Below are 24,705 nucleotides of genomic sequence, written 5' to 3'. Positions count from 1 at the left end.
TTCAAGTGGGTTCGGGGCATCTCTTCGGTACTTCTCGGACACTTGTGGTCGGCAATGGTGACAAGTGTGTCTGGGAGCGTCTTAAAAATTCGCTTCGAACTTTTTTCTTTTGGCCTCGCTCCGCCAACCGTCTTGCACCCAATTAAAGCCCCGGCCAGCTCACGGCTGTCGGCCTTGTTTACTCCATCAACCCAGTCCAAAGTCCCGCCAAAACCAGCACGACTTCTGCAAACGTCGCGTCATCTGCTTTGACTTGGATGGTCGAGTTATCGATTGAAATCGCCAAACGATCCGCGAGCCCCGGTCGGTGGCTAAGGATCTTACTGATGGACTGTCGAGTGCGGTGAGCGGCTGCGAGGTCTGTGTTTTCAAACGTGACCAATAGTTCGGCGCTTGGCGGAAATCGCCAAGATGCCGTTACTCGGTCGATGTCTCGCGCCATCGCGCGTGGCGAAATTTCGATCGGCCAAGATGGCGGCAACTGCTCCGGCCACAGCGACACCAAGTCGTCACGAACTCGATCGGGTAGTGCGATCGCCATCGAATTTGGATACTCGTCGGTAGACGCAAGAGCTTCGATCAGTTTGGATCGCCCGGCCACCTCGGGAACTAAGACACGTTGTATCGCCTGCGGAACACCAATCAGCACGAATCGTTGATCCGTTCGTAATTCTAGTTTTGCGCTCAATTTCGGTAAGTCATCCTTGATCAACCGAGCCAGATCAGTCGCATTGGATGGGTTTTTGCATGGGAAGACAATTGTCGGCGCGGCTTCGACCAAGGACCTTGGCGACGCGATCACGTAAACATCCGACTCACCACAGACGTGAATCGCGAGATCGATCTTGCGCTGGATCCTATCGCGATTGGTCTTCGCATTTCTATTTTGGGGCAACCCAGCCCACGCCGCAATCGCTTCGGTGTTTACATTTTTTAGACTAGAACGAAACAACAGCGACGTCGATGGTTCTAGGTACGCGATCACCGGATGATGGTTTACCGCACGTTGTTCGACATCATTGAACAGAACGTTTCGTTCGAGCGTTTCTGGCAAGTTTTGAGCAGCCAGAGCGTTTGCCAGGCTCACACAGATGATGAGGGAGATTAGGTTTCGGATTTTCATTTTACAACTTTCAGGGCAACATGAATGGTCGATTTGGGCTCGGCGGGAACACCGGTGTCGTAGGAAACCACGGCATGATCGGCGTGAGAAAGCTGGTAGCCGAAGGGCAACGCGGTCAGCGGATTCAACCAGGCTGGAACTGGACGCAGACCGGAAAGGGTTTCGGGCAATTGTCCCGTGTCATTGGCGTGCATCCGAATCGCTTCGAGCAACATCAATCGGTTTCGTGTCAGTTCGGCTCGATAGCTCGCCGAGATGGGCAAGCTTAGCCGTGCAGTCACCGTCCACGCGACTTTGTCGATGGGGTCTAAGATTTCGGGTTCGTTGCCAAAGGCAGCGTCACGCTCTGTTTCATAATTCGTCCACAATTCAGGCGGCAACATCGTCCACGCCAAGTACCGGTCTCGATGCCGTTCCCACCGCAAACGAATCGATCGTAGCACTGCTTCGGCAGCCGACAACTCGCTTGCTCGTTTTTCCCCAATCGCTGTCGCCGCCAACAACTCACGCGAGGGTTCCGCCATCGCGGCGACATAGACGCCGCTCATCAGTCGGGCCAGTTCGGGCTCGGATTCACCGCCGTTGTTCGCGCGAATGAAATCGTCGATGGTTATCGCGAGAGGTTCCAATCGTGCGATCGCAGCATTCCGGCCAATCGGTTCGTTTGTGAATTCGCCTGTTTGCTGGATCAACTTGTTCAGCAGCACCGACTCGTGCTCGAGCGACTCGTTCATGCGAAATAGTCGGTCGCTTGGCATGGCTGCTAGCGCCCAGTAAAGATTTGGGAAATCTTCACGAATGATTGCCGTTTCGATCACCGCAAACATCCGTTGCGCGATCGCAACGCCGATCAACTTGCCGACCAAGAAATGGGTGCTGTTTCCGGCCGCGTCGGACAAACGGAAACCCAATCGCAGTGTCGCGATCGCGTCGTCGTATCGTGACTGCCCAATTTCCAGTTTCGCACGCAGTTCGATTAAGCGAGCTAACAAACGCATGTCCTGCAGTTCTGGCACAACCAGCGACGCGGTTTCCGCTGCGGTCAAGTTATCGGTGTCGAGGCTGTATTCGATTCGCATCGCGTTTTCGATCGACGCTAATTCATCGAGCGACTGCCCAAAGTAGGCAAGCGTCTTTTGCACTTCTTCGATCGGTAACTCGTCCGGCGATGTATCGGCCCAGGATTCAACTTTTTCCCACGCTTCGTCATCTGGTGGCGTCTGTTGGTACAGCATGATCAGCGCGCGATTGATCGGATGCATTGGATTGAGTTCAGTGCGGTCGTGCGGTCCAGGCCAAAGCCGATATTTCATCATCGGATCGGGCGCCGCCATCGGGTGCAACGTCACCACGGTATCGTTTGCCTCGTCGCCACGAGACGAACCTGCGTGGACAGCCGTCAACACGAAGACCGCGAGACAAAGGGATCGAGCGAATCGCATCAGTGATTCCTGTTGATTGTGCTGGCAGAGAGATCGAGGTCACGAACCGATAGTGTTTTTGGATCCGCCGATCGCGATCGTGAGTTGGTTGTCGCGACGGAAATTTCGTCGCGGAAGACCGGGGAACGGTTAAACGCGGTAAGTGTCGCTAGCGGATCGGGCTGGGGCTGCATGGAATCGAGCGACCGCGACCAGCGATTGACCGGACGTTTCAGTACGGGTTCCGATGCAACTTCAGATGTGACGATCGAGACGATCGCCGGTGGTTGCGTCGCAACAACGGGCTGCGTTGTTTTGTCTTTTGGCTGATTCGTGAAAGATTCAACATCCGATGTTCGTCCTGCGAAGAATCCAATTGGGCCGATTGCCGACGCGGCCAAGCACGCGGCCAGTGTCAAACCTCGGTGACAACGATTCCGCGGGCTTGACGGCTGCGACGCAATCGCGGCACTGTATCCGGCGCGATAGAAAACTCCCGCAACATCGATGCGATGCTCGGTTGGCACAAGACGCTTCAGTTCGTTTTCAAACGAGTCTTGTTCATCATTCATTGCACGCACGCATGGATTGGGGATCACGATCACCTGAAAATTGTTGTCTTAAGATCTGCATCCCAGCGGTGTAGCGACGATGGGCTGTTGCTCGCGAGATTTCTAAGACCTCGCCAATCGAATCGAACGACATTTCACCCCACAAATGCATGACGATGATCTCACGCCCCGGTGAAGACAGTTTCATCATCGCAGTGGTGACGTCTTCAGCGTCCAGTTTTTCATGCAAGTCTGGTTCGAACCAAGGCTTGTTTGTTAAAATCGATTCGCGAAGGTCACGCCTGACACCTGAGCGAATCGATTGCAGAATTTGATTCCGAACGACACAAACTAGCCATGCTAACGGATCGTTTGGTAATTTGTCTTGAACAGCGAGTATGACGTAAGCTTCTTGAACGGCGTCTTCGGCCAAAGGAGTGCGACCAGGGCCAGCAATTGATCGAGCGACCAACAACAAGCGGCTGGCATGCTGGTTCCAAATCTGCGTTAGAGTGGCTGCGTCGATCAAGTCGGTCTCGTTTCGATTCCGCTGAATTAGGCCAGTGTGTGTCGGACCGATCTACTGCAAGGATGCCACCGAGGGTGGACGATCTCAAACATTCTCAAAAACACGCGAATCTTTCACCTCAATTAGGCAAACATCCAATGGCATCGATTCTTTTTAAGGTTGTACCGAAGCCGGTTTGGGAATCGGCAACCGAAGCAGGCTTTTTTGCCGGACATGGAATCGATCTCGTCGACGGCTTCATCCACTTGTCCTTGCCAGAACAGGTCGCCGAAACTCTCGCTCGTCACTTTGTCGGTCAGACTGAACTGATGTTGGTCACAGTCGACGGGGAACAGTTGGACGAAATGCTGCGATTTGAACCGTCGCGAGGGGGAGATCTGTTTCCGCACGTCTATGGTTCAATTCCCATGGACGCAGTGATCGCCGCCGAGCCGCTGATGATCGGCCCCGACGGTCTGCATGTGCTTCCGAGCTAGCACGTGCGTAGAGATGCGTTGGCCAGAGATTCCGGAAGTCTAATTCTCGTACAAATCAGCATGAGATTGAACCATTTTTTCCACTGTGAACTCGGTCGCGATTCTCTGTTTCGCTGCGTCACCCAGTTGATCGGCAGTCGCTTTCTCGTTGAACAGTTCGATCGTTTGGCGGGCAAAGTCTGCGGTGTCCCCGAGCTTGACCAGCATCCCGGTTTGGCCGCTGACGACGAGATCGCGGTTACCTGGGATATCGCTTGCGATGACCGGTACGCCCGCCTGCATCGCTTCGATCACCGAATTGCTTTGCCCTTCATATTCGCTTCCAATCCAAAACGCATCGGCATGCGGCAACAGATCCGAAACGTCATCTCGTTGACCGGCAAACCGAACTCGTTGGGGCGTCGTGACGGCGTCGCGATGTCGCAGCAGCTCACCCGACTGAGGCCCATCGCCGATGATCACTAACGTCGTGTCTTCTCGTACGGTTCCCGTCAATTCGGCCGCCCAAATCAAATCTCGATAACGTTTTTGCGGCCACAGTCGTCCCACCGCTAGGATTAGCTTTCGATCGGACTCAACTTTTAACCGAGAAAACGCTTCGTCGCGATCGATCGAAGAAGTCTTTCGCGGCGGGATGCCGTTGGGGATGATTCGAAACAGATCGCGATCGATTCCGTGTCCCACGTAGAAATCGCGGACGCCTGTACTGTTGGTCGTGATCGCATTCGTTCGCTTTGCCAGCGTTCGATCAATCATCAAGTGAGCCGACGTCTTCCACGGGTCAACGCATCGTTCACTGGCGAAGATTTTTCGAACGCCGGCCCATCGAGCCGCGGCGCGGCCAAAACTGTTGGCGGCAAAGAGCCAAGTGTGGACTGCATCGGGTTTCAGTCGCATCAACTCGCGACGCAATCGAAACAAGGCTGACGGATCGGCTTTGAATCGTTTGCCGATCACGGTGACAGGAATGTCAGCATCACGAAGGCTCTGGCTGCGAGGCCCGTCGTGGGTCAGCAGCACGACGTGCACGTCGAACTGATCACGCGGCAGGTGTTCGGCGAGCAGGCAGAGCTGTTTTTCAGCGCCGCCGCGATCCATCGTCGGGATGATTTGCACGATGCGCTGGGTCATGATGCTGCCTCGTCCGTCGCCCCACGGTTGGATCCTTTCTTTCGCGAAATCGTACGCTCGATCGTGTCGATATAGGCGTCGATGGTCGCCGAGATCGGCCGGCTTCGCAACCAGTGACGACGCATCTTTGCCGAGCGGTTACGATAATCTGGTAGATGGTTCAAAACTTGCGACACCGATTCAACATAGTTCGTGGGCGAGGGATCCTTGATCCACTGGACCCAATTCGATGGCCCATCTTGTTCGGATGTGTCGACAACTGATCCTACCAAAATCGATCGAACCGATTCGGATTCAACGGCAATGATCGGCAATTCGGCGGAAACAGCCGTTGGCAAAAAGTGATCTAGGCCTGATTCGTCGGTTTGAAAGTAAATGTCGGCCGCCGCATAAATTTCGTCAGTGTCGACGAAAGAGCCTGGCATCGCGATTGATGCGCGAACGCCATCCGCTTTCAAATGTTCGTAGATCCAATCGCGGCGTGGACCATCGCCAATGAACCAGACTGCTAAGTTTGGATGCCTGTCGATCATGCGATAGGTCGCGTGGACCAAGTCCTGGATGCCGCCATCGCGAGTCATCGGAGCGTTACAGAGAGCGACGATAGTGTCCGGATTGGTCCGCAAATCTGAGTTGGCGGTGGCCAAAGATCGACGCGCACTTTCACGGTTCGATTCGGACGTGATTGGTCCAGCCGAAAAACCGGGTTGAATGCGGACGATTCGTTCTGCCGAGTATCGATCGGTCAGCAGCGCGCGATTGCAGGCCGCGCTTTTCGCGATCACCGTGTCCGCCATCTTTCCGATCGTTCCGCACCGGCGTGCGCCGCGAGTGGTTTTCCAGTATTCGCTGTCGGATTGTTTTCCCCACCCCGAATAACGCAGCATCGTTGCGGTACCCGTCAATCGCGAAGCTTCGATTGCCGCAATCGCTTCTTCTCGGATCGCGTCGACCAATACCAGGTCGTAGGCATCACCTTGCGACCGAATCCACTGAGTCAGATGGCGGGTGTAACGTCCGATCGACCAGTCGCTTCGGGGCGGCGGAGCAGGCCGGTGGACCGGGATTTCTCGCAGCCAGTATTTTTCTGGCCACGAGGTCGCGTAGCGAGGCGTGCAGACCTCGACTGAGATATCTCGGCGGTGAAGTCCACAGGCAAGCTGAAACAGGAACGCAGCCGAATCGATGGATCCATGTGGCCAGAAATGGCGGCCGATCAACAGCACCCGCCGACGGCTCACGATTTTGCTTCCGCCGCCGTTTGCTCGATCTCGTGAGGTTCAAGGATCGCTAGATACGGCAGGTTGCGATACATATCCATGAAGTCCAGCCCGTAGCCAACTACAAACTCGTCCGGAATCTCGAACGCCTTGAAATCAGGTCGTAGCTCAACGATGTGATCCGTTCGTTTGTGCAGCAGCACCGCCGTCTTTACCGACGCGGCGCCAAACTCGCTCATCATTCCACTGAGCCGATCCAGCGTCTTTCCGGTGTCGAAGATGTCATCGACTAGCAAAACGTCTCGGCCGGCTACATCAATCAGCATCTTCGCGTCCACCGTTAAATCGCCAGACTTCAATCCACCGCGGTAGCTCGACGCTTGAACCACGCCGACTCGTTGAGGCATCGACAGCCGACGAATCAAATCCGCGAACAACACCAATGATCCAGTCATGATGGCGATCACAGTCAACGGACGGTCGCCGAAGTGGTGGTCGATTTCCGTCGCCAGTCGTTCGACCCCCTCTGTTAATTGAGCTTCGTCTAACAGGATACGCATTCGGATCAACTTTCGATTTTGACTAATAGCTAGCAAGGCTGTGAGGTGGTTCCCAATCGCACCGCCGAGGGTGGAGAGCTCTCGAATACCAATTCTAAACGTAATCTCGATCAGTGAGAGCCGGGCAATGGCTTCAGGTGAAGGCAAAATGCACAAAGTGGGTTCAATTTGCGTAGTTTGGGCCCCACATGCCGACAATGCCAGATGGAGTGATGGTGCGAGCGTGAAACGGTCGATGACTCGAGGGTGGGCGTTCGGTTTCGGCGCTCGCAACGACGTCACGGACCTCTAGATCCCGTCGCAAACGTACCACCTTTTGATCTGAATGAATGACGAATTCTCAGCGATTGGCGACCGTCCGCGAGTGCTTCCTTTGCTGGACAGAGGGTGGCGAGATTGAGTCCGAATCGATACTCATTCGCAACGAATTCTTTTGTGGACGCCGTTTTCGATCGTCGAACCATCATGCGGTTTGGTTTATCGAAGAAGACACGCTAAAAATCTTCGACCAAGACAATCAGCTCGCTTGCGTGATGAGAGGCGACGAAATCGATTCTTTCGTGGCTTCGGAAGACCAAACCGACCACAGTGCGCCCACCATTCTGGCTATCCCGACACGGCCCACTGCAAAACCAGCAGAAGAGTCAAGCGACGAGTTTGGCGATTCGATCCGCCGCGCGGCCTAGTGATTCTAGCGGGCCGGCGGCCGGCTACGACCTGTGGGGCTCTGCCCAGTCTGCGAGTTGCCCGGCCATTGGGATGCTCGGAAACTAAGCGACGACATTGAGCCTCCTGGGCCGAGTCAGCCTATGCTCGATCTGTCAAAGTCGGGTAAGCTTCGGAGTGTTGTTAGCGCCAGCCCGTTGGTGGTGCGGTAAACCGTTGCCGAAGGTTCGCGTGTTCGATGACTCGATTGATAGACTCCATCGTTGACGTGTGTTGCGGTTCACCGGACGAACTGTCGCCGCGACAGCACCGGATTCGGCGCGGCTGGGATTTGACGTCCCATTGCTGGCGTCAATTGCAACGACACCGGGCCGAAGGTATGGCCGCGGAATTGACCTACCGAACAATCTTTTCGCTGATCCCGGTCGTCGTACTGGGGTTGGTCATGTTTCGCATTGTCGGTGGTCTGGATGAGGTCCAAGGGCAAGTCGAAAACCAGCTCTATTCGTTTTTTGGCGTTCCCAAAATTCCCGGGTCGGGTGACAACGATGTGTTGGTGCTACGACACAAGCCCACCGAGGAACTCGAGGAGGCGCTAGAACCAATGATCGGCAAGCAGATCATTGGCGATGTCGGCAATGAAATAGATCCAATTCTCGGAATCAATATCGATATCGACGAAGCGATTTCGTTGGCTGAACGTGAAGCTCAGAACAAGGAAGAAGTCCGCGAGGAATCGGTTCGCCAAGCGCGAGCAAGTATTCGCCGAACGTTGACTGAATTGACCGCGAAAGTTGCGTCGATCGACTTCAAATCCATTGGCGTATTCGGTCTGCTGTTATTCGTCTATGCAGCGGTCGCGCTCGCCAACGCGACCGAGCACTTGTTCAACCAGATCTACGACGCACCGTCAAAACGGCCAATCCATATTCGTTTGGCCATTCACTGGTCGATCATCACACTCGGCAGTGGGCTGTTGGCGATGAGTCTGTACATGTCGGGGCAGGTGGTGGAATGGTTTTCACAAATCGGCGCTGGATCGGACTTTCGATTGGTACTGATCCATCTGCTGTCGATGATGGCAAGCTGGGTGTTGCTATTCCTGCTGTACGCGTTGATGCCAAATACTAGTGTCAGCGTTAGGGCGGCGGTGATCGGATCGCTTGTCGGATCATTATTGTGGGAGTTTGCAAAGTTTGGATTTCAAATCTATGTGGCCAAAGCCGTTCCCTATACCGGGATCTATGGTTCGATTGGACTGATTCCGTTGTTTCTGTTTTGGATCTACATCACCTGGCTGATTGTCTTGTTTGGCTTGATCCTGACCTACACGTTGCAAACCATGGGAGCGCCAACCGAGAATCGAACATCTTGGGACGACATAGAGTTGCCGCCTGGAGATCCAGATTGGATGTTGCCGATCATGAGTGAGATTGGAACGTCGTTCGAGGCCGGCGCGACGCTCGACAACCAGGAACTTGCTGACCGAATTGGATTGAGCGGTCGGATCGTTCATCAAATGACCGACCAACTAGTCGAAGCCGGGCTGTTGCGACTTGTCGCCGGCGGACCGGGCCAGTCGGATTCTTTGACGCTTTCGCGACCCGCGTCGAAAATCGAAGTCACTGAAATTCTTGAACTTGCGCATCATATTCGCCCGACCAGCGATCATCCGGCCTGGCAGTCGCTGGCGAGATTAAAGACAGCCGAACGCGAGGCTGCTCGCGGAACGACGCTGGCCGATCTTGGCTAATAAGGTTGCTCTTGCCGTTTCAGCGAAATGACGTCGCGGCAGCCAATGTCCAGGCAATTTGGATCGATTCCGTGGCAATCTGGGCATTGATAACGGTCGTGCGGCGTGGGCATGTGGTGATCGCTGGTTTTGCCATGGCAAACTATCGGTCCTTTCGCGTCGATAACGACACGACACCTTGTTCGGTTTCCCCACAAATTTCTCTACGATAACGGGATCGTTAATGCCATTCCTACGCGGAAGTCTTGGTTTCGAAAGGTTCAGCGTCGCTGGGTTCGATGCGGACACGTTCGGTGAAGAACACATCGAAATTCTGGCCAACAACGCAGCCGGGCGGCACGAGAGTGCTTCCACTGAAAATGTTCACGTCGGCTTCTTGGGCGGCGATCATCTCTTTGATCAAGATTTTGACCTCGATAAAAATTTGATCAACAACGCCGTACATTTGTGCGTTCGCGTTGACACGAACCAGATTCCCGCAGCCATTCGTGCTGCGTGGTTGCAAATGGAATTGGCTGGATACGCCAAGGACAGCCCGTCGGGCGTGGCGACGAAATCACAGCGCAAAGAAGCTAAAGAAGCAGTCGAGCAGCGATGTGAAGTCGAAGCCGCATCGGGCAAGTATCGGCGCATGCAACAGTTCCCACTGCTCTGGGATCACTCCAACGGATTGCTATATTTCGGTGGATCGGTGGGCACCGCCAGTGCCTACTGCACCGATCTATTGGAGAGAACCTTCGAAGTTGAACTGCGTCGTCTCGGCGCAGGAATCATCGCTCAGGATTGGTCCGTCGAAGCTGATTGCTTTGCCGACTTGGACGATCTACAGCCAGTCAGTTTTGTGACCGGTGAAACGGCTACTGGACATGGATGGGCAAACGAACACTCACAAGCACCCGACTTTTTAGGTAACGAGTTCTTGATGTGGTTGTGGTGGACGCTTGAAAACGAATCCGACACGATCGTGTTGCCCGATGAATCCGAAGTCACGCTGATGTTGGCGAAGACTTTGTCGTTGGAATGCCCGCTTGGCGAGTCGGGGAAAGAAACAATCACGGCGGAATCGCCTGTCAAGTTGCCCGAAGCGATGCAGGCAATCCGGTCAGGCAAATTGCCTCGCAAAACGGGCATGACCATGGTTCGCGATGGACGAACGTTCGACCTTGTTCTGCAAGCCGAAACGTTCGGCATCAGCGGCGCTAAAATTCACCTGGACGACGACGAGGAATTCGATGACGACGATCGCATCGACGCCATCCGCACTCTTAGCGAAACCGTCGACGGCTTGTTTCACACGTTCTGTGATCGCCGAGTAGACGCCGACTGGAAAAAGGATCTCAAGAAGGTCACCAAGTGGCTCAATTCGACTGGTAAACCAGCCCAGAAAGCCGCAGCCTAAGTTTCACAGGCTGCCAGTCTGAGTAGCTTTGTATCCCGGCGGCAGTTCGGTGAAGACTGAATTGCCGCCGCTAGTTCTGTGCGGTCCACCTAAACAGTCTTATCTTTGCTGCCAGGCACCGCCACCGGATATTGGCCGTTGGCGTCAAGTTGCACCGGAGCGGTGTCGTCGAAGCTGTACATTGCGTCAACGTTTGCCAGCGATTGTTTGCAGTTGATTGCCTCGTCCCACTTCACCACTTTGCCGCTGTAGGTAGCCATCCGGCCCATGATTGCCGTCATTGTGCTTAGCGCACCGTAATCGGCCTCGTTCGGCGTTTCGCCACGTCGCAGGCTCGCGAAAAAGTCATGGTGTTCTTGCTGCCACCCTTTGCCGCCCTTGGTTTCCTTAGCGTCGCTTTGCCAAATCTTGTTCCCTTGCCGGTCGCGAATCAAAGCGTCACTGATATCGCATGTTCCGCGACTGCCGTGTACATGCTCGCTGACGTTATTCCAGCAGCCCTGGATGTGCCGGCATTGGCTCAACAGTTTGAAACCGCTTGGGTAGGTAAATTCAACCATGTGGTGATCAAAGATTTGCCCGTGGTCGGTACCCTTGCGAACTTCGCGTCCACCCTGCCCTTGAGCTTCGATAGGATATTCACCGAGCAGCCAGTTGATTACGTCTAGATTGTGAACGTGCTGTTCGTTGATGTGGTCTCCGCAAATCCAATTGAAGTAATACCAGTTGCGGACTTGATACTCGAGTTCCGTTTGCTCGGGCGTTCGCGGACGCACCCAAACGCCGCCGCCATTCCAGTACGCGCGGCCGAACATCAGGTCGCCGATTGCACCGTCTTGCAACTTTCCGATGCACTCGCGATACCGAAATTCGTGATGTCGTTGCAGGCCGACTTGAACGCCTAGACCTTTTTGTTTGGCTTTTTCGTTTGCCGCTAGGATACGGCGAACACCCGGTGCATCGGTGGCGACTGGTTTCTCCATAAAGACATGCTTTCCAGCATCGACGGCGGCTTCGAAGTGCAGCGGTCGGAATCCGGGTGGTGTCGCCAGGATGACGAAATCACAATCGGTTTTTAGCAGTTGCTGGTACGCGTCAAATCCCACAAAGCGGGTCGCGTCGACATCGACCTTGTCCGGGTGTTTGCTGTTGATCGTGCGATAGGCGGTTTGGATGCTGCTTTCAAAGACATCCGCCATTGCAACGAGTCTTGTTCCGCCGCCCGCAGTATTGAGTGCTTGGATCGCCGCGCCAGTCCCACGTGCGCCACATCCGACCAATCCGATTTTGATAGTATCGCTGCCATAAGCGTGGGCCGCGCGCGCCACCGCAAGGTTGCCGCCAACGATCGCTCCGCCCGCCAACATCATGCCGCTGCCTTTGATGAAATTGCGGCGCGATGGGACTGTTGTTTCGTCGATGCTAGGGTCGACGACAGCGTTTCCGTTTGCTTCGGCAGTTGCTAACGCATCCGCTTTGGCTTGTTTGGCTAACTTGTTGGCTTGAGACCGGGCAGTCTTCTTCATCGGCGATGATCGCGATCAGTTAAATTAGGCAGGGTTAGGCGGGGTGTCGAAGCCGCTATTTTAGCCGAGCAATGGTCGGCCAGCAAACATGGCGACCAAACCATGGCGGTTGGGCCGCCCTGTGATCGCTGAGATCATCGTCCTGGCGGCGTAAAGTACTCGATTTCAGGAAGGACTTCGGGGCGCCGGATGACGGTCGCCTCGATGATCCGGTCGGGAGGAAGCAGGATGGCGTTTTTGTCTTTCTCTTTCGACGGGTCAATTCGCCGCATTCGCGAAATCGCATCCATTCCTTCGATGACACGTCCAAAGACGGTTTGATTGTCTGCTGAAACCGCCAGCGGAAGAAACGAAATTGCAAACTGAGTGCTAGCAGAATTGGGAATAAACTCGCCGTTTTCACCGATCGGAATTTTGGCCATCAACAGTGATCCGCGAAACGGGCGTCGCGCGTCAGGACGGTCGCATTCGTCGATCACAAACTTGCCACTGTTGCCACTACCCAAACCTGTTGCGTCGCCTGTCAGCGCAAACAAGTGATCGACAACTTGATAGAAATCTAGTCCGTCGTAAAAGTGACTCTCGACTAGTTTGATAAAATTGGCGACGGTCGAAGGAGCTTGGTCTATGAATAGTTCAATGATGACGTCGCCCTGGGTTGTTTCAAGTTTAACGCGAGGAAGACGGTCTTCCTTTGCTTCGGCGGCTTGGATCATTGCTTCGGCTGCAAATCGTTCGCGATGTTTTTCTAGATAGGATGCCAAGCTCTTGTCGACGGTCTCCATCGGGTCGACTCCCTCTTCCTGACTGGCAAGAACTTCGTACAGCTTCTTTGCCATGTCGAATTCACCCACCACCATCGCGGAACGTGCCGCCGCTTGAAACATCACGGCAAGTTGCGATCCGCCGTCGATCATTCGGGTCGCGCCTTCAAGTGTGGCGAGGTCGTAAATGTCGCGTTTGAATCGGTGATCGATCATCGTCACTAGGTAGGTCGCGGCTTCTTGGTCGCCCGTAATGCGAGTTAGATCGAGCGCCGCCATGTAGGTGTCGTCCATTTTTTTAATCACTTCAATCCGCTTGGCCGTGTAGGCTTCACGACTCGATGGCGTTCGGTCTTCGTGATTGACGTATCGCATATACAGCGTCCGCTGTTCAAGGATGGCATCGCGAAGATCCGCTTTAGCTTGTTGGAACACTTCGGTGCGACGTTCCACTTCGGCGATATAAGCGGGGTCGTCGGCGGTAGTAAACCCAGGTAGCTGGTCGGATGGTTCCGCAGATTCCACGGACGTTTCGGATGCTGGGGCACTGTCACCGTCAACAGCGACGCCTGTTTCGTCGCCGGATTCATCGGATTCGTTGGTGACCTCCGATTCGGACTTGTTTTCTTGAGCCGCGGCGCTGGCCATGCCAGCGGAAACTAGCACGACAGCCGTCATGACGATCAGGGCCGTGAAGAAGACTCGGAATCTCGCGACTGAAAAACTCATACAGGCTCTCGAAGTGGCTGCAAAAAAACTAGATCCATTGCTGCCTTTACGCTGCTCGACCGGTTTAGGTTTTGCACCCTGGCGACTTTCGACGGCCGACTCGCCCAAGTGCTGCGGTTCGCTATACTTAGCCCGATGAAACGACCAGCAAAAGAATCGAAAAGCCGATCATCTCGATCCCAAACCGACCCATCGAAATCCAAACCGACGAAATTGCGGATCATCGGCGGGACGATGCGAGGCAGGACGGTAATCTATCACGGCGAAGACTTCACTCGCCCGATGAAGGACAATATTCGCGAAAACGCGTTCAATATCCTGCTAAAGGCAGCTAAAGGGGCGATTTGCTTTGACCTGTTCGCGGGCACGGGGGCGATGACGTTCGAGTCCCTCAGTCGGGGTGCTTCGCGGGCTGTCGCGGTCGAACTCAATCGGCGAGCGGTTCGTTACATTCGCGAAACTGCCGATTCTCTTGATGTGACCGACAAAATCGTTGTGGTCAGTGCCGACACGTTCCGCGTCGCCGGCCAGTTGCTGGGGCCACCGGCTGACGATACGCCCTGGATCGTGTTTCTTTGCCCCCCCTACATTTTGTGGCACGAACGACTCGAAGACCTCAACGCGATCATTCGCACAGTTCAGCTTAACGCGCCGCCCGGCAGCGTTCTGATGGTCGAAACTGAAAAGACGTTCGATCAGGATCTGTTGCCGCCCGGTGATTGGGATCGGCGGACGTATGGCGGCACGACACTTGGGTTTATCGAGCCGGCCCAGGTCTGCGGGATGAACCTTTGATCTTGCCGGCTTGGGCATCTTGGTCCAAAGAGTCCGCTGCGATCCAGCCGCTCATCATCACCATTGGCATTCCGGGGCCAGGGTGCGCCGCACCGCCCGCTAAGTACAGTCCCGTCAAATCTTTGCGTCGGTTCGCAGGCTTGAACGCACCGACGTACTTGCCGTGGCTTGCCAGTCCGTAGATCGCGCCGTTGAGTACTCGGTATCGGTTGTGGATCCCTTCGGGCGTTAGCGATGATTCGTGGACAATTGCATCGCGAATGCCTGTCATCCCAGCGGTTCGTTCCAGCTTGTCAAAGATTACTTCGCGGTACTCAGGCAGCATTTTTTTCCAGTCATGCCCAGGCCGCAAATACGGCGTGTGGACAAGGATGTACAACGCTTCGCCGCCATCCGGTGCAACGTCTGGGTCGCTAATCGACGGCGCGCAAACGTAAGCACTTGGGTCCGGAGCCGGTTCGCCTCGCTTGTAGATATAGTCGAACTCTCCTTCGGGATCTTTTGAAAACACAAAGTTATGATGCAACAGTTGCTCGTAACGCCGATCAAGGCCCAAGTACAGCACCACGCCGCTGCACGCGGGTTCATAGTTGTTTGTTCGTTGGAACCGTTTCGACTGTGACGTGTCTTTTAGCAGTTCGCCGTAGGTTCGAACCGCATCACAGTTGCTGACCACTGCATCGCAGGCAATTTCCTCGCCACTAGTCGTAGCAACACCGGTGACTCGTTGATCCAATGTCGTGATCCGCATCACGTCGGTGCCGGTGCGAACTTCAACGCCAAGTTCTTGAGCCAATTTGCATAAAGCTTCGGGGATCGCACGAGTTCCTCCGATCGGGTACCAAATTCCCTCGTCGGTTTGCATGTGAGCGATGCTGCAAAGCACGGCGGGCGAGTTGTAGGGCGACGAACCAACGTACTGCGTGAAGTGGTCCATCATTTGCGCAACGCGTGCATCAGGAACGTAAGAACGAACCACCGAAGCGACACTGCGGCCCATTCGCAACGACAAAACGTCTTTCAACACTGCCGCAGAAAACGCGCCTCCGACATCCATCGTGTCAGCTAGTCCTCCGACGCTGCGCCAAAAGAAGAAGCGATCCGAGACTCCGTGCAACTGCTCGCTCATCCGCATGAACCGTTCGTATCCATCGCCGCTGGTCGGTGTTCCGGTCAGCTCGGCAATATTCTTCTTCATTGATTCGGTGTTGGCGACCAAGTCTAGCAAGGTATTTTCGGACGTTGCGCCGGATGCCGACGCGCTGCCTTCAAAAAAACACCTCCATTGAGGATCCAGCGGGACCATGTCGATGTAATCGGAAAGTTCCTTTCCGGCTTCGCTGAACACTCGTTTCAGCACGCTTGGCAGCGTTAGGATGGTTGGCCCCATGTCGAACCGGTACCCGTCGGCGGTATGGACCGCCGCCTTGCCGCCAACCCATTCGTTCTTGTCCAACAAGGTGACGCGGTAGCCTCGGGCAGCCAGCACGCAGGCAGACGACAGTCCGGCCAACCCGCCGCCAATGATAACAATGCGAAGCGATTCGGGATCAGCAGCGGGCATCGTTGTCCTCTCTCTCTGGTCGAGTTGCAAAGTCAGTTTCAGGCACTGTATTGGGCCGGGTACTGGCACTGTAGAGCGCCGGGCGATTGCAGCAAAGAACAGGTGACGGATTGAGTCCGGGGTGGCGATGCTGCCCAAAACGATGACAATGGACGACTTACAGATGACCGAATGGACTTTTCACAGCGGTGGCCCAGGCGATGTTGAAGTTGAGTGAAGCGGACGCCGAATCGGCGCGGCAAAACACGCGAGCGTGGTCTCATCAGTCGACAATATCGTCGGAACCCACTCCGCCCCGTCCAAGTTCGTCCGCGCGCTGGATCGCGATCGGTTTTGTCATCGCGATTGTCGCCGTGTTAGCGTGGTTCTTTCTGGATTCGGAAAGCGACGCGCCCGTCGATTTGTCGCCTGCATCGGGCGCAATTCCGTCGGCGTATCAACCTGACCGGGCGATGGGTTATTTGAATCAGCTTTGCGAATTCGGATCTCGTCCGTCCGGATCAGCCGCGATGGCACAGCAACAGCAGTACCTGCGGAAGTTCTTTACCGACCAAGGTGCGGTTGTTTCGATGCAAACTTTCGACATTCGGCACCCCGAAGACGGCTCAAACGTTTCAATGTCAAATGTGATCGCGTCATGGGGGCTGGATCGTCCGAAACGTTTTTTGCTTTGCGCCCACTATGACACTCGCCCTTTCCCGGATCAGGATCGTAACAATCGTCGCGGGGTTTTTGTTGGTGCGAACGACGGTGCCAGCGGAACGGCGGCGCTAATGGAAATCTCGCACCAATTCGTCAGCGGTTTGCCAAGCGATGTGGGTGTCGATATTGTTTTGTTCGATGGCGAGGAGTTTGTGTTCAGACAGGGCCGCGACGATTACTTTTTAGGGTCGACGTTTTTTGCCGAGAAATACAAGTCGTCACCGCCAGCGATTCCTTATCAAGCCGGGATCTTGCTGGACATGATCGGCGACCGCGAATTGAAAGTCTTCTACGAAACCAACAGTCTGAGGATGGCGAGGGACGTCACGAAGAGCGTTTGGGCCGTGGCGGCCGATCTGGGCGTTGACGCTTTTGTGGCGCGAACTCGCCATGAGATACAAGACGATCATCTACCGCTGAACCGAATCGCGGGCATCCCAACGACCGACATTATCGACTTCGACTATCCGCGGCCGGGGATTGGTGCTCCTTCGTATTGGCATACCGAGCAAGACGTTCCCGCAAACTGCAGCGGTACGTCGATGGCTGCGGTCGTATGGGTCGTGCACTCGTGGCTGAATCGCCAGTGATTCCCTGTCAAGTTGCAGGTACTGCGCGCGCTTTCGAATCACCTTGTTCATCAAGAAAGGTTTCCCGATGTTCGCCGGTTCGCTGATCTTGGCCGTGACTCTGATGGTGTTTGCGGCGTGGCTGCAATTCAATGAGCAGCGTGGGTGGGGTGACGAAGACGACTGCAAAACCGATTTGGACAAGCAATATCACAAGCGCCGAAGCCGGTCCCGGCGCCGTACGAACCTGATGGTCGGAATCTGCGGTCTGCTGATCCTCATCGCTGCCTTCGTCGGGCCTGGACCCGTTTGGATCGCGGCTTGGCTTTGCGTCCTGCTATGCATGGTGACGGTGATTGGGTTAGCGGCGCTCGATGTCCTGCGTACTCATCGGTATCAAAATGCGAAGATGCAGAAGCTCATGAACCAGCGTGACCGGTGACAGACACTGATCCCGTGTAGCGTCGCTCAGTTTCACGGCGGTTGGCTGGATCTGCATTGACATCAACCCGCCATCGTCTCTAGATTTTGGAAAAGTCGGCAATTTGTTGTCGGTTCCCACGACGGATGTCTTGCAAGGAAGCTTGAACCGTCCTCCAGATGCGTTTCCAGTCCGTTTTCGGCTGGAAATCTCTCATCCGGAGGACCTAGACGCATGATGCAGTCTCAGTTTGGACCAAAACGATCTAACGGAAACGGTCGGCCGCTGGCCGTGCCGAGTATTCGTATGTCGCTGCGTCCTGCTGGTTTTGGCGCATTTGCCGGACGTCGCAGGCCACTGGGGGGCATGGTCGCGCTGGTCGTGCTTGTTCTGCTGCAATCCGGATGTGCGGCGCCGACCTACCTGACAAATCGCAAATTTCGCGATAATGCTTTGACCCAGACCCTGCATTTGGTCGGTCGCAAGGGCCCCGAGGTCAGCGAGCGAACCTGGCACACGCTGCGGCGATTTGACTTGGAAGACGTTTACCAGAACGACCATAAAATCTGTTTTGCTCAAATTCGCAGTCGCGTCCGAGAAACCCCCGAAGCCGAACTGATCTACGCACTTAGTGAGTTGGCGTATGTCGAAGGCAAGAAGGCCGAGAAAGCGGGCCGGTCCAGCGATGCATTAAACCAATACGGTATCGCGCTGACCAACAGCTACGACTATCTGTTTAGCGATGATCTTGGAACCTCACGTAACTTCTATGATCCGCAGTTTCGTGGCGCATGCGATCTATACAACGAGTCGCTTGAAGACACATTGCGATTGTTATGCAAGAAAAATCAGATCCAGCCAGGGCAGACCTACACAATCAAGACTCCTGATCGTGAGTTTGTCGTGCGAACGGAAATGCGTGGGCAATGGAAAACAGACGAGTTCGACCATTACGAATTTGTGAGCGATTATGAAATCCAAACTTTGCGCAACCAGCATACGACCTATGGATTGGGCGTGCCGCTGATCGCTGTGCGAAAAACACCTGAAAATGGCGACAGCCGCGAGAAGTACTATCCCAAGGGACTTAGCTACTCCGTCAGCGCGATGATGCGCTGTGTTGAACCGCACGAAGGGGCTCGTGCCGGCGAATCCAAGGTTTGCGTTTTAGAGTTCTTTGACCCTTTAAAAGCAAACCAAATTCAACTGTCTAATCAGTGGGTGCCGCTCGAAACCGATCTGACGACTCCGTTGGCGTACTTTTTGGATAGTCCCGAGTATCGCAAGCGGGACGAGGCGACCGAAGGGCTGCTCAACCCAAACGAATCGGCAAGCCATCGTGGACTGTACATGCTGGAACCGTATGATCCAAAGCGAATACCGGTCTTGATGGTGCATGGGCTATGGTCCAGTCCGATGACGTGGATGGACATGTTCAATGACTTGCGCAGTTTTCCCGAGATCCGTGAACGTTACCAGTTTTGGTTCTACCTATATCCGTCCGGCCAACCATTTTGGTTGTCGGCGACACAGCTGCGGACGGACCTGACCGCTATGCGTAAAGTGTTCGACGAAAGTCGCCAAGATGCACCGATGGACGATATGGTTCTTGTTGGTCATAGCATGGGCGGTCTCGTTAGTCGGATGCAAACGATCGATAGCGGTGACGAGTTCTGGAAAATCGTCAGCAATCAGCCTGCAAGCAGTGCCGATGAGGCAATCGCGAAGCTACGCGGTGATGATGACGATCGATACAAGCTAGTAAGTACTCTGTTCTTCCGCCCGAACACCTCTGTCAAGCGTGTCATTACGATCGGAACACCGCACCGTGGCAGCGAGTTCGCGAACGACTACACCCGCTGGCTTGCCAGAAAGTTTATCAAATTGCCAACGATGGCGATTCGAACCGGCAATCGGCTTGCCGAGCAGAACCCGACTGTCTTCAAGGACACCGAACTGTTGACCGTAGCCAACGCAATCGATTCGTTGGCGCCTGAGTCGCCGATCTTCCCCGTCATGATGCGTGCCAAACGCGCGCCGGGTGTTAAATATCACAACATCATCGGTGTTCTGGAAAATCCATCGCTGATAACCGGGCGAACCGTCAAGGGCGACGGAGTCGTTGAGTACGACAGTGCGCACATGGATGACACGGATAGTGAGTTGATTATCGATGCGCCTCACACTTCGGTTCACATGACCTCGAAGGCAGTTTTTGAAGTGCGAAGGATCTTGCTTGAACACCTAAGCGAACTTGATTCGAATGATCGAGTAGCCCAGCTCGAGTCGGTTGAAGCCGAATCTGCGGGTGGTCCGATGCAACCGGTTGTTATTGAACGCTAAGAGTGCAGTTAGAGTTTTCCTGTTCTGCACAACATTGGCAGGGTTTCAGGTTGCTGAGTTGATTGAAAATCTGAAGCGTGATCCGCCCAGGGGCGAGTCTTCGATCCAGATCTTGCCGTTGACTCGTTCAAGGATGCGTTTACAAATCGCGAGCCCAATTCCGGTCCCCTTATACTGGCTTTGACCATGCAGGCGTTTGAAAATGCCGAACACTTGATCACGATACTCGGGTGCGATTCCGATTCCGTTATCGTCAACCGAGAAAACATGGTTTCCGTTGTCGGATTCACAACTGATATGGACTCTTGGGCTCTCGTCGCCGCGATACTTAATCGCGTTTCCAATCAAGTTTTGAAACAGCTGGACCATCTGGGAAGGGGGGGCCGAGATCTGCGGCAGTTCGTCAAAGGTGACGGTTGCGTCTGATTCTTGGACTGCCGTGGAAAGGTCATTGATCGCGACGCTAAGAGCGTCGTTCATGATCACTGTTTCAATTCGGACATCGCCTTCTTCGATTCGCGAGTACGCCAGCAAGTCTTGGATTAGCTTTCGCATCCTGCGGGCCCCGTCCATGATATAGCCCATGTACATCGTCCCGTCTTCGTTGAGTTGGTCGCTGCAGTCTTCCTGAAGAAGTTCGCAGAACGATGTCACCTTCCGCAGTGGCTCCTGCAAGTCATGAGACGCGACATACGCGAACTGGGCAAGTTCTTCGTTGCTGCGAGCAAGTTGTTCGTTGGACTTCGCAATCGCCAGATCGGCTTCTTTTCGATCTGAGATGTCAGCTGCAACGCCCAGGTATCCAGTAACTGTTCCAGAGTTGTCGCGGATTGCCGTGACGGTAAGAAGCACCGGGAATCGAGTCCCGTCTTTGCGTATGTAGGTCCACTCACGTTGTTCCATCGCACCGTCGGCGGTCATCGCGGTGAACACTTCGAAACCCGGTTTGATCTCGCGGCCCAGTTGTTCGGTCAGCTCGGCTGCTCGTTGGATGATCTCGTCAGCATCATGCAGCGGGGCCGGCGTTTTCTTGCACTCCAACTCCTCACGCGAATATCCAAGCATCGATTCAACTGTCTTGTTTACCGATAGGATGAGGCCTGACTCGTTCGTGGTAATCATCGAAACGCCAGCGGCGTCTTGGATTGCCGATTGTACGCGACGGGTCAAATCAAGTTCTTGAGTTGCTTCTCTGGTTTCGGTGATGTCAGTGTCTGACCCGAGCAATCGAATTGCACGGCCATCCGTATCGCGAAAGATCACGGCACGTGAATGAAGGTGCCGGTTTTCGCCGTCTTCCAGTTGGATGCGATATTCTGAATCAAGCGTCTCGCCGTCATCAATCTGGCCGCGAAAAGCGGCTTCGAGCGCCGGGCGATCGTCTGGGTGGATGCAGCCGAGCACAGACTCGTAGGTCGGGGTGAATGAATCCCGGTTCTGTTGAAAGAGTTTGTACATCGCATCGTTCCATTTGAATTTTTTCGATTCAATGTCGATATCAAAGATGCCGATTTGATTGACGCTTGCCGCTAGGCTAAAGCAGGCGAGTTCTTCCGTCATTTGGTCGGCTAGGCCGAGCGAGCGGCGAGCACTTTTGGAGATCAAGTAAAAAAGCCCAAGTAGCATGGCGTTGATCAATAGCCCTGCGACTAAGATTGACGTTGATTGGCTGCTGTCGATGGATTGACGAAAAGAACGGGTGCTTCGGACATCAAACAGCCACGTTCGGCCGTACAGGTCGAGCGAAATTTCTTTTCGAACCAACGGACGGGGATCGAAATCGGGATCGGACTTCACGTGCTCGTCGAACAAGACTTCCGACATATCACTGATACGAATGCCGATACGTCGTCGGCTCTTTTCTAGCGTTCCGTATATCAGCTCGCGCACGACAAAGGGGGCGTAAACGAGTCCTTCGAATGTCTCGGACGCATTGGGGTGTTGCGCGGATGTGGGCGTCCGATAGTAAGGCGCAAAGAAAAGGAATCCAGGCGTTCTCGTTGCATCTTGGACCAAAGTGATCGGCCCAGTGATCTGAGTCGTCTTTGTGTCACGCGCTTTCCTCGCTGCAGTGATACGGTTGATTTCGTGCATCATATCAAGGCCCACCGCTTGCTCATTGCCCGCGATTGGCGAAATGGCAAAGATCGGCCAGTGCTCGTTTCCATCAACTTTGGGATGGACAGTGAAGGCCGGGCGGCTGACGCGTTGATTCTTCAGAAATGGATCTAGGTCGGTCGCGCCCAGGGACGCGATCAGTCCAATCCCGTTGATGCCGGGGTACCGGTTGTCAAGCTTTAGACATGCGGCGTAGTCGTCCCATGTTTGGTAGTCGACTTCGCCGTTGATGGTTGTCACAAACGCCACCCCCGACCAAAGTGCTTCTTCGTAGGTCGCCATGCGATCGACGACTAGCGATACCGCTTGGTCAGCTTCACGATCAAATTGAAGCTCGATTTTTGCGTTTTGTTGGACTCGAGCGTAGTGCCAGGCAAAAAGGGTTAATCCCAGCGAAAGCCCGATGACGAGCCAGTGAAACCATTGAAACGAACCGGTTCGCTCGAGTTTTTGGCGAAGTCCATTGGTCGTTCTATCGTAATGATGAATCATGCGTCATTCACGCACACACGATTTCGGCCGGTGTGCTTCGCGCTGTATAACGCTTGGTCAGCTCGGCGGAGGGACTCATCGAGACCCTCTTCGTTGCGGACAGACGTCAGCCCAATGCTCGCAGTTACCGAGATCGACTTGCCATCAATTTCCAGCGTCGCATTCTCGATTTTCGATAACAGATCCGACGCATAGTCAACCGTTGCATCGATACCTGAGTCAGGAATCAACAGCGTAAACTCTTCGCCACCAAATCTCGCCGCTTGAATGTTGTTGCCTGCATTGTCGCGGACGAGGCTAGCGACGTGTTGCAGAACCCGGTCACCAATTAAATGCCCATGCAAGTCGTTGATGGTTTTGAAATTATCGATATCAAGCAGTGCAACGGAAAGAAGGTCAAACTGGTTGGACATTCGGTCGAAGTCGCGGCTGAGCAAGCGTCGATTGGGAAGCCCCGTCAGCATATCAGTTTGCGCATCGGCAGCATGTCCGAGCATTGTGTTTTGGCGTGCGATGGCAAACAGGAGTGCACGCGAAACGGTACGACTATTGACAAAGTCTTTTGCAAGATAGTCTTGTGCGCCAGTCTCGATCGCGGTCAAGCCATTGTTTTCGTCATCGTTACCGGTCAACACGACAATCGGAATGCATCCGTCAACACTGCGAACCTGGCGAAGCGATTCGATGCCATGACCGTCCGGCAAGCCAAGATCCAACAAGCAAGCGTCAAAGCTGTTTTTACCTAATTGCTCGATTGCATCTGCTAACGCTACCGCAACGGTGACTGAAAAGTTTCCATATGCAGAATGCGATAATAGTCGTGTTACGACAATCGCCTCTGCCTGCTGGTCTTCAACCAGTAGGACGCTAATTTGTTTTTTCATAGTGTGCCCCTCTTCACTGTCAGAGTTACTCTGCAACAAAGAACCTTTCCGCGAGAAATTCGATCAGTTCGGGCCTAAGTGGTTTCGTTTCAGCACCAACAATTCTTGGGATTCGTTTGGCATACTCGATTTCAGCCGGTCCCACAGTCGTTGAAAGGATCACAATAAGTGGTTTTTCGAGTTGCGGGTCCCATGATGATTCGAACGCATCTAGAAATTCGAATCCGTTCATGCGTGGCATGTTGATATCGAGGCAAATCACATCGACTGGTTCCATGGAAGAGCAGATGTACTTTAACGCTTCTTCTGCCTCTTCGAATATGATCAGATCGTCAACTAAGCCCGAACGCTGAAGCAATCGGCTATGTAGGAAGTTGTCGGTACTGTCATCATCGATTAGCACGAGGCGACGGATTGTCTTTTTCTGATTTCCAACATTCGGTTTCATAGAACACTCTTGTGGGGAGCCCTGCCCAGTTCAATCAAATCCTGTTTTCAGCCAGCGATTTCTCACTTGCAGATCGACAGACACTAAGACGCCAGGCCGAATGCCCTTGTGATTTGTGCCCACACAGCGTGCATAGGTAATTAGCTACGGCAACGAAAGGGTTGCACTGGACTTAGTCCAAGCGGGCATATAATTCGAATTTGGGCTCGCGATGCTCAGGTTCAGCCGATGGCATGTTCGGATTGTGCAGTATTAGCCGGATGTGCTTGCGGTCGCACTCGCGGCGGCGGCAGCGATTGCCCAGCCAATGACATCCTGCGGGGCTGGCAGTCATCCCATCATAACTGACGCGACTGCGCGTACCTGGCTCGCTGCAGTCGACCCTCTTTCTTCATTTCTGCCGCTTGTCTCGCAGGATTCACATCCCTAAGAATGAATCCTATTGGTTTCGATCAAAGAACTTGATTGCGTTGGCCGGCGTGCAACCATTGACGCAATGCTCAAATGGAAACGCTTCACTG

At 54.3% G+C, this 24,705-nt stretch carries 21 protein-coding genes; 8 read left to right on the top strand and 13 right to left on the bottom strand.

The features are described from left to right. Positions 1-178: 178 nt before the first annotated feature. From Poly59_RS28870 to Poly59_RS28855, 4 genes are read right to left on the bottom strand one after another with little or no spacing between them, the layout of a single operon-like run. Entirely contained in the window at positions 179-1,123 is a 945-nt protein-coding gene (locus Poly59_RS28870) for a hypothetical protein (RefSeq protein WP_146537510.1), read from the bottom strand. After that, positions 1,120-2,565 carry a hypothetical protein gene (locus tag Poly59_RS28865; protein ID WP_146537509.1) on the bottom strand — a complete coding sequence of 482 codons (1,446 nt, stop codon included), beginning with the start codon at positions 2,563-2,565 and terminating at the stop codon, positions 1,120-1,122. The genes Poly59_RS28870 and Poly59_RS28865 overlap by 4 nt, the downstream gene beginning before the upstream one ends. Continuing rightward, entirely contained in the window at positions 2,565-3,116 is a 552-nt protein-coding gene (locus Poly59_RS28860; RefSeq protein WP_146537508.1) for a hypothetical protein, read from the bottom strand. Before Poly59_RS28860 ends, Poly59_RS28865 begins: the two co-directional genes overlap by 1 nt. Further along, positions 3,109-3,624 (bottom strand): RNA polymerase sigma factor, encoded by a 516-nt coding sequence (locus Poly59_RS28855; RefSeq protein ID WP_186776583.1) that lies wholly within the window; start codon positions 3,622-3,624, stop codon positions 3,109-3,111. Before Poly59_RS28855 ends, Poly59_RS28860 begins: the two co-directional genes overlap by 8 nt. A 137-nt stretch (positions 3,625-3,761) precedes the next feature. Here Poly59_RS28855 and Poly59_RS28850 point away from each other — a divergent pair, with 137 nt between their 5' ends. Next, the gene (locus Poly59_RS28850) at positions 3,762-4,100 is read left to right on the top strand and encodes a DUF952 domain-containing protein (protein ID WP_146537506.1); all 339 of its coding nucleotides are present in this window, start codon (positions 3,762-3,764) and stop codon (positions 4,098-4,100) included. A 39-nt stretch (positions 4,101-4,139) separates the two neighbouring features. On the opposite strand, the gene Poly59_RS28845 is transcribed toward Poly59_RS28850, so the two are convergent. The 3 genes from Poly59_RS28845 to hpt are packed head-to-tail and all read right to left on the bottom strand — an operon-like array spanning position 4,140 to position 7,011. After that, complete coding sequence (locus Poly59_RS28845) at positions 4,140-5,231, bottom strand: glycosyltransferase family 4 protein (RefSeq protein ID WP_146537505.1); 1,092 nt, start codon at positions 5,229-5,231, stop codon at positions 4,140-4,142. Beyond that, positions 5,228-6,472: a glycosyltransferase gene (locus tag Poly59_RS28840; RefSeq protein WP_146537504.1), complete on the bottom strand. Its 1,245-nt coding sequence runs from the start codon at positions 6,470-6,472 to the stop codon at positions 5,228-5,230. Before Poly59_RS28840 ends, Poly59_RS28845 begins: the two co-directional genes overlap by 4 nt. Then, positions 6,469-7,011 (bottom strand): hypoxanthine phosphoribosyltransferase, encoded by a 543-nt coding sequence (gene hpt, locus Poly59_RS28835; RefSeq protein WP_146537503.1) that lies wholly within the window; start codon positions 7,009-7,011, stop codon positions 6,469-6,471. Before hpt ends, Poly59_RS28840 begins: the two co-directional genes overlap by 4 nt. A gap of 329 nt (positions 7,012-7,340) precedes the next feature. Between hpt and Poly59_RS28830 the strand changes: the two genes are divergently transcribed. From Poly59_RS28830 to Poly59_RS28820, 3 genes are all read left to right on the top strand, one after another. Beyond that, a complete protein-coding gene (locus Poly59_RS28830; RefSeq protein WP_146537502.1) occupies positions 7,341-7,697 on the top strand; it encodes a hypothetical protein in 357 nt (118 codons plus the stop codon). Between the two features lie 218 nt (positions 7,698-7,915). Next, the gene (locus tag Poly59_RS28825; RefSeq protein WP_146537501.1) at positions 7,916-9,430 is read left to right on the top strand and encodes a YhjD/YihY/BrkB family envelope integrity protein; all 1,515 of its coding nucleotides are present in this window, start codon (positions 7,916-7,918) and stop codon (positions 9,428-9,430) included. A 223-nt stretch (positions 9,431-9,653) separates the two neighbouring features. Next, positions 9,654-10,829 (top strand): hypothetical protein, encoded by a 1,176-nt coding sequence (locus Poly59_RS28820; protein WP_146537500.1) that lies wholly within the window; start codon positions 9,654-9,656, stop codon positions 10,827-10,829. 89 nt (positions 10,830-10,918) lie between these two features. Here the strand turns inward: Poly59_RS28820 and Poly59_RS28815 are convergent, their stop codons facing one another. Beyond that, complete coding sequence (locus tag Poly59_RS28815; protein ID WP_390621540.1) at positions 10,919-12,199, bottom strand: Gfo/Idh/MocA family protein; 1,281 nt, start codon at positions 12,197-12,199, stop codon at positions 10,919-10,921. A gap of 290 nt (positions 12,200-12,489) precedes the next feature. Further along, entirely contained in the window at positions 12,490-13,848 is a 1,359-nt protein-coding gene (locus Poly59_RS28810) for a peptidylprolyl isomerase (RefSeq protein WP_146537498.1), read from the bottom strand. 135 nt (positions 13,849-13,983) lie between these two features. On the opposite strand from Poly59_RS28810, the gene Poly59_RS28805 reads away from it, so the two are divergent. Further along, positions 13,984-14,643, top strand: coding sequence for an RsmD family RNA methyltransferase (locus Poly59_RS28805; RefSeq protein ID WP_146537497.1), 660 nt, complete (start codon positions 13,984-13,986; stop codon positions 14,641-14,643). Here Poly59_RS28805 and Poly59_RS28800 read toward each other — a convergent pair. Then, positions 14,606-16,207 (bottom strand): phytoene desaturase family protein, encoded by a 1,602-nt coding sequence (locus Poly59_RS28800; protein ID WP_146537496.1) that lies wholly within the window; start codon positions 16,205-16,207, stop codon positions 14,606-14,608. The two genes, Poly59_RS28805 and Poly59_RS28800, sit on opposite strands and share 38 nt — an antisense overlap. A gap of 200 nt (positions 16,208-16,407) precedes the next feature. Here Poly59_RS28800 and Poly59_RS28795 point away from each other — a divergent pair, with 200 nt between their 5' ends. The 3 genes from Poly59_RS28795 to Poly59_RS28785 all read left to right on the top strand — a co-directional run bounded on the left by Poly59_RS28795 (position 16,408) and on the right by Poly59_RS28785 (position 20,242). Then, positions 16,408-17,499, top strand: a complete 1,092-nt coding sequence (locus Poly59_RS28795) for a M28 family peptidase (protein ID WP_146537495.1) — start codon at positions 16,408-16,410, stop codon at positions 17,497-17,499. Positions 17,500-17,542: 43 nt separating this feature from the next. Continuing rightward, positions 17,543-17,920: a hypothetical protein gene (locus Poly59_RS28790; protein WP_146537494.1), complete on the top strand. Its 378-nt coding sequence runs from the start codon at positions 17,543-17,545 to the stop codon at positions 17,918-17,920. 345 nt (positions 17,921-18,265) lie between these two features. Then, positions 18,266-20,242, top strand: a complete 1,977-nt coding sequence (locus Poly59_RS28785) for an esterase/lipase family protein (protein ID WP_246152025.1) — start codon at positions 18,266-18,268, stop codon at positions 20,240-20,242. A 45-nt stretch (positions 20,243-20,287) separates the two neighbouring features. Here the strand turns inward: Poly59_RS28785 and Poly59_RS28780 are convergent, their stop codons facing one another. From Poly59_RS28780 to Poly59_RS28770, 3 genes are read right to left on the bottom strand one after another with little or no spacing between them, the layout of a single operon-like run. Continuing rightward, positions 20,288-22,852, bottom strand: a complete 2,565-nt coding sequence (locus Poly59_RS28780) for a CHASE domain-containing protein (protein WP_146537493.1) — start codon at positions 22,850-22,852, stop codon at positions 20,288-20,290. Next, on the bottom strand, positions 22,849-23,736 hold the full coding sequence (locus Poly59_RS28775; RefSeq protein WP_146537492.1) for a GGDEF domain-containing response regulator: 888 nt from the start codon (positions 23,734-23,736) through the stop codon (positions 22,849-22,851). Before Poly59_RS28775 ends, Poly59_RS28780 begins: the two co-directional genes overlap by 4 nt. 25 nt (positions 23,737-23,761) lie before the next feature. Continuing rightward, entirely contained in the window at positions 23,762-24,184 is a 423-nt protein-coding gene (locus Poly59_RS28770) for a response regulator (protein WP_146537491.1), read from the bottom strand. Positions 24,185-24,705: the final 521 nt, after the last annotated feature.

Origin of the sequence: Rubripirellula reticaptiva (assembly GCF_007860175.1) — a bacterium.
In the GTDB taxonomy this organism is placed as follows: Bacteria; Planctomycetota; Planctomycetia; order Pirellulales; family Pirellulaceae; genus Rubripirellula; species Rubripirellula reticaptiva.
The sequence above is the reverse complement of the archived record's forward strand: the minus strand, read 5'-3'. Positions and strand labels throughout refer to the sequence as shown.

What these genes read in the sequence shown, in the direction of transcription:
- Poly59_RS28780 (WP_146537493.1), bottom strand. Translation starts at nt 22,852, where the DNA reads ATGATTCATCATTACGATAGAACGACCAATGGACTTCGCCAAAAACTC.
- Poly59_RS28825 (WP_146537501.1), top strand. Translation starts at nt 7,916, where the DNA reads ATGACTCGATTGATAGACTCCATCGTTGACGTGTGTTGCGGTTCACCG.
- Poly59_RS28820 (WP_146537500.1), top strand. Translation starts at nt 9,654, where the DNA reads ATGCCATTCCTACGCGGAAGTCTTGGTTTCGAAAGGTTCAGCGTCGCT.
- Poly59_RS28795 (WP_146537495.1), top strand. Translation starts at nt 16,408, where the DNA reads ATGTTGAAGTTGAGTGAAGCGGACGCCGAATCGGCGCGGCAAAACACG.
- Poly59_RS28865 (WP_146537509.1), bottom strand. Translation starts at nt 2,565, where the DNA reads ATGCGATTCGCTCGATCCCTTTGTCTCGCGGTCTTCGTGTTGACGGCT.
- Poly59_RS28815 (WP_390621540.1), bottom strand. Translation starts at nt 12,199, where the DNA reads ATGATGTTGGCGGGCGGAGCGATCGTTGGCGGCAACCTTGCGGTGGCG.
- Poly59_RS28770 (WP_146537491.1), bottom strand. Translation starts at nt 24,184, where the DNA reads ATGAAACCGAATGTTGGAAATCAGAAAAAGACAATCCGTCGCCTCGTG.
- Poly59_RS28775 (WP_146537492.1), bottom strand. Translation starts at nt 23,736, where the DNA reads ATGAAAAAACAAATTAGCGTCCTACTGGTTGAAGACCAGCAGGCAGAG.
- Poly59_RS28785 (WP_246152025.1), top strand. Translation starts at nt 18,266, where the DNA reads ATGGTCGCGCTGGTCGTGCTTGTTCTGCTGCAATCCGGATGTGCGGCG.
- Poly59_RS28805 (WP_146537497.1), top strand. Translation starts at nt 13,984, where the DNA reads ATGAAACGACCAGCAAAAGAATCGAAAAGCCGATCATCTCGATCCCAA.
- Poly59_RS28860 (WP_146537508.1), bottom strand. Translation starts at nt 3,116, where the DNA reads ATGAATGATGAACAAGACTCGTTTGAAAACGAACTGAAGCGTCTTGTG.
- Poly59_RS28845 (WP_146537505.1), bottom strand. Translation starts at nt 5,231, where the DNA reads ATGACCCAGCGCATCGTGCAAATCATCCCGACGATGGATCGCGGCGGC.
- Poly59_RS28810 (WP_146537498.1), bottom strand. Translation starts at nt 13,848, where the DNA reads ATGAGTTTTTCAGTCGCGAGATTCCGAGTCTTCTTCACGGCCCTGATC.
- Poly59_RS28850 (WP_146537506.1), top strand. Translation starts at nt 3,762, where the DNA reads ATGGCATCGATTCTTTTTAAGGTTGTACCGAAGCCGGTTTGGGAATCG.
- Poly59_RS28830 (WP_146537502.1), top strand. Translation starts at nt 7,341, where the DNA reads ATGACGAATTCTCAGCGATTGGCGACCGTCCGCGAGTGCTTCCTTTGC.
- Poly59_RS28800 (WP_146537496.1), bottom strand. Translation starts at nt 16,207, where the DNA reads ATGCCCGCTGCTGATCCCGAATCGCTTCGCATTGTTATCATTGGCGGC.
- hpt (WP_146537503.1), bottom strand. Translation starts at nt 7,011, where the DNA reads ATGCGTATCCTGTTAGACGAAGCTCAATTAACAGAGGGGGTCGAACGA.
- Poly59_RS28870 (WP_146537510.1), bottom strand. Translation starts at nt 1,123, where the DNA reads ATGAAAATCCGAAACCTAATCTCCCTCATCATCTGTGTGAGCCTGGCA.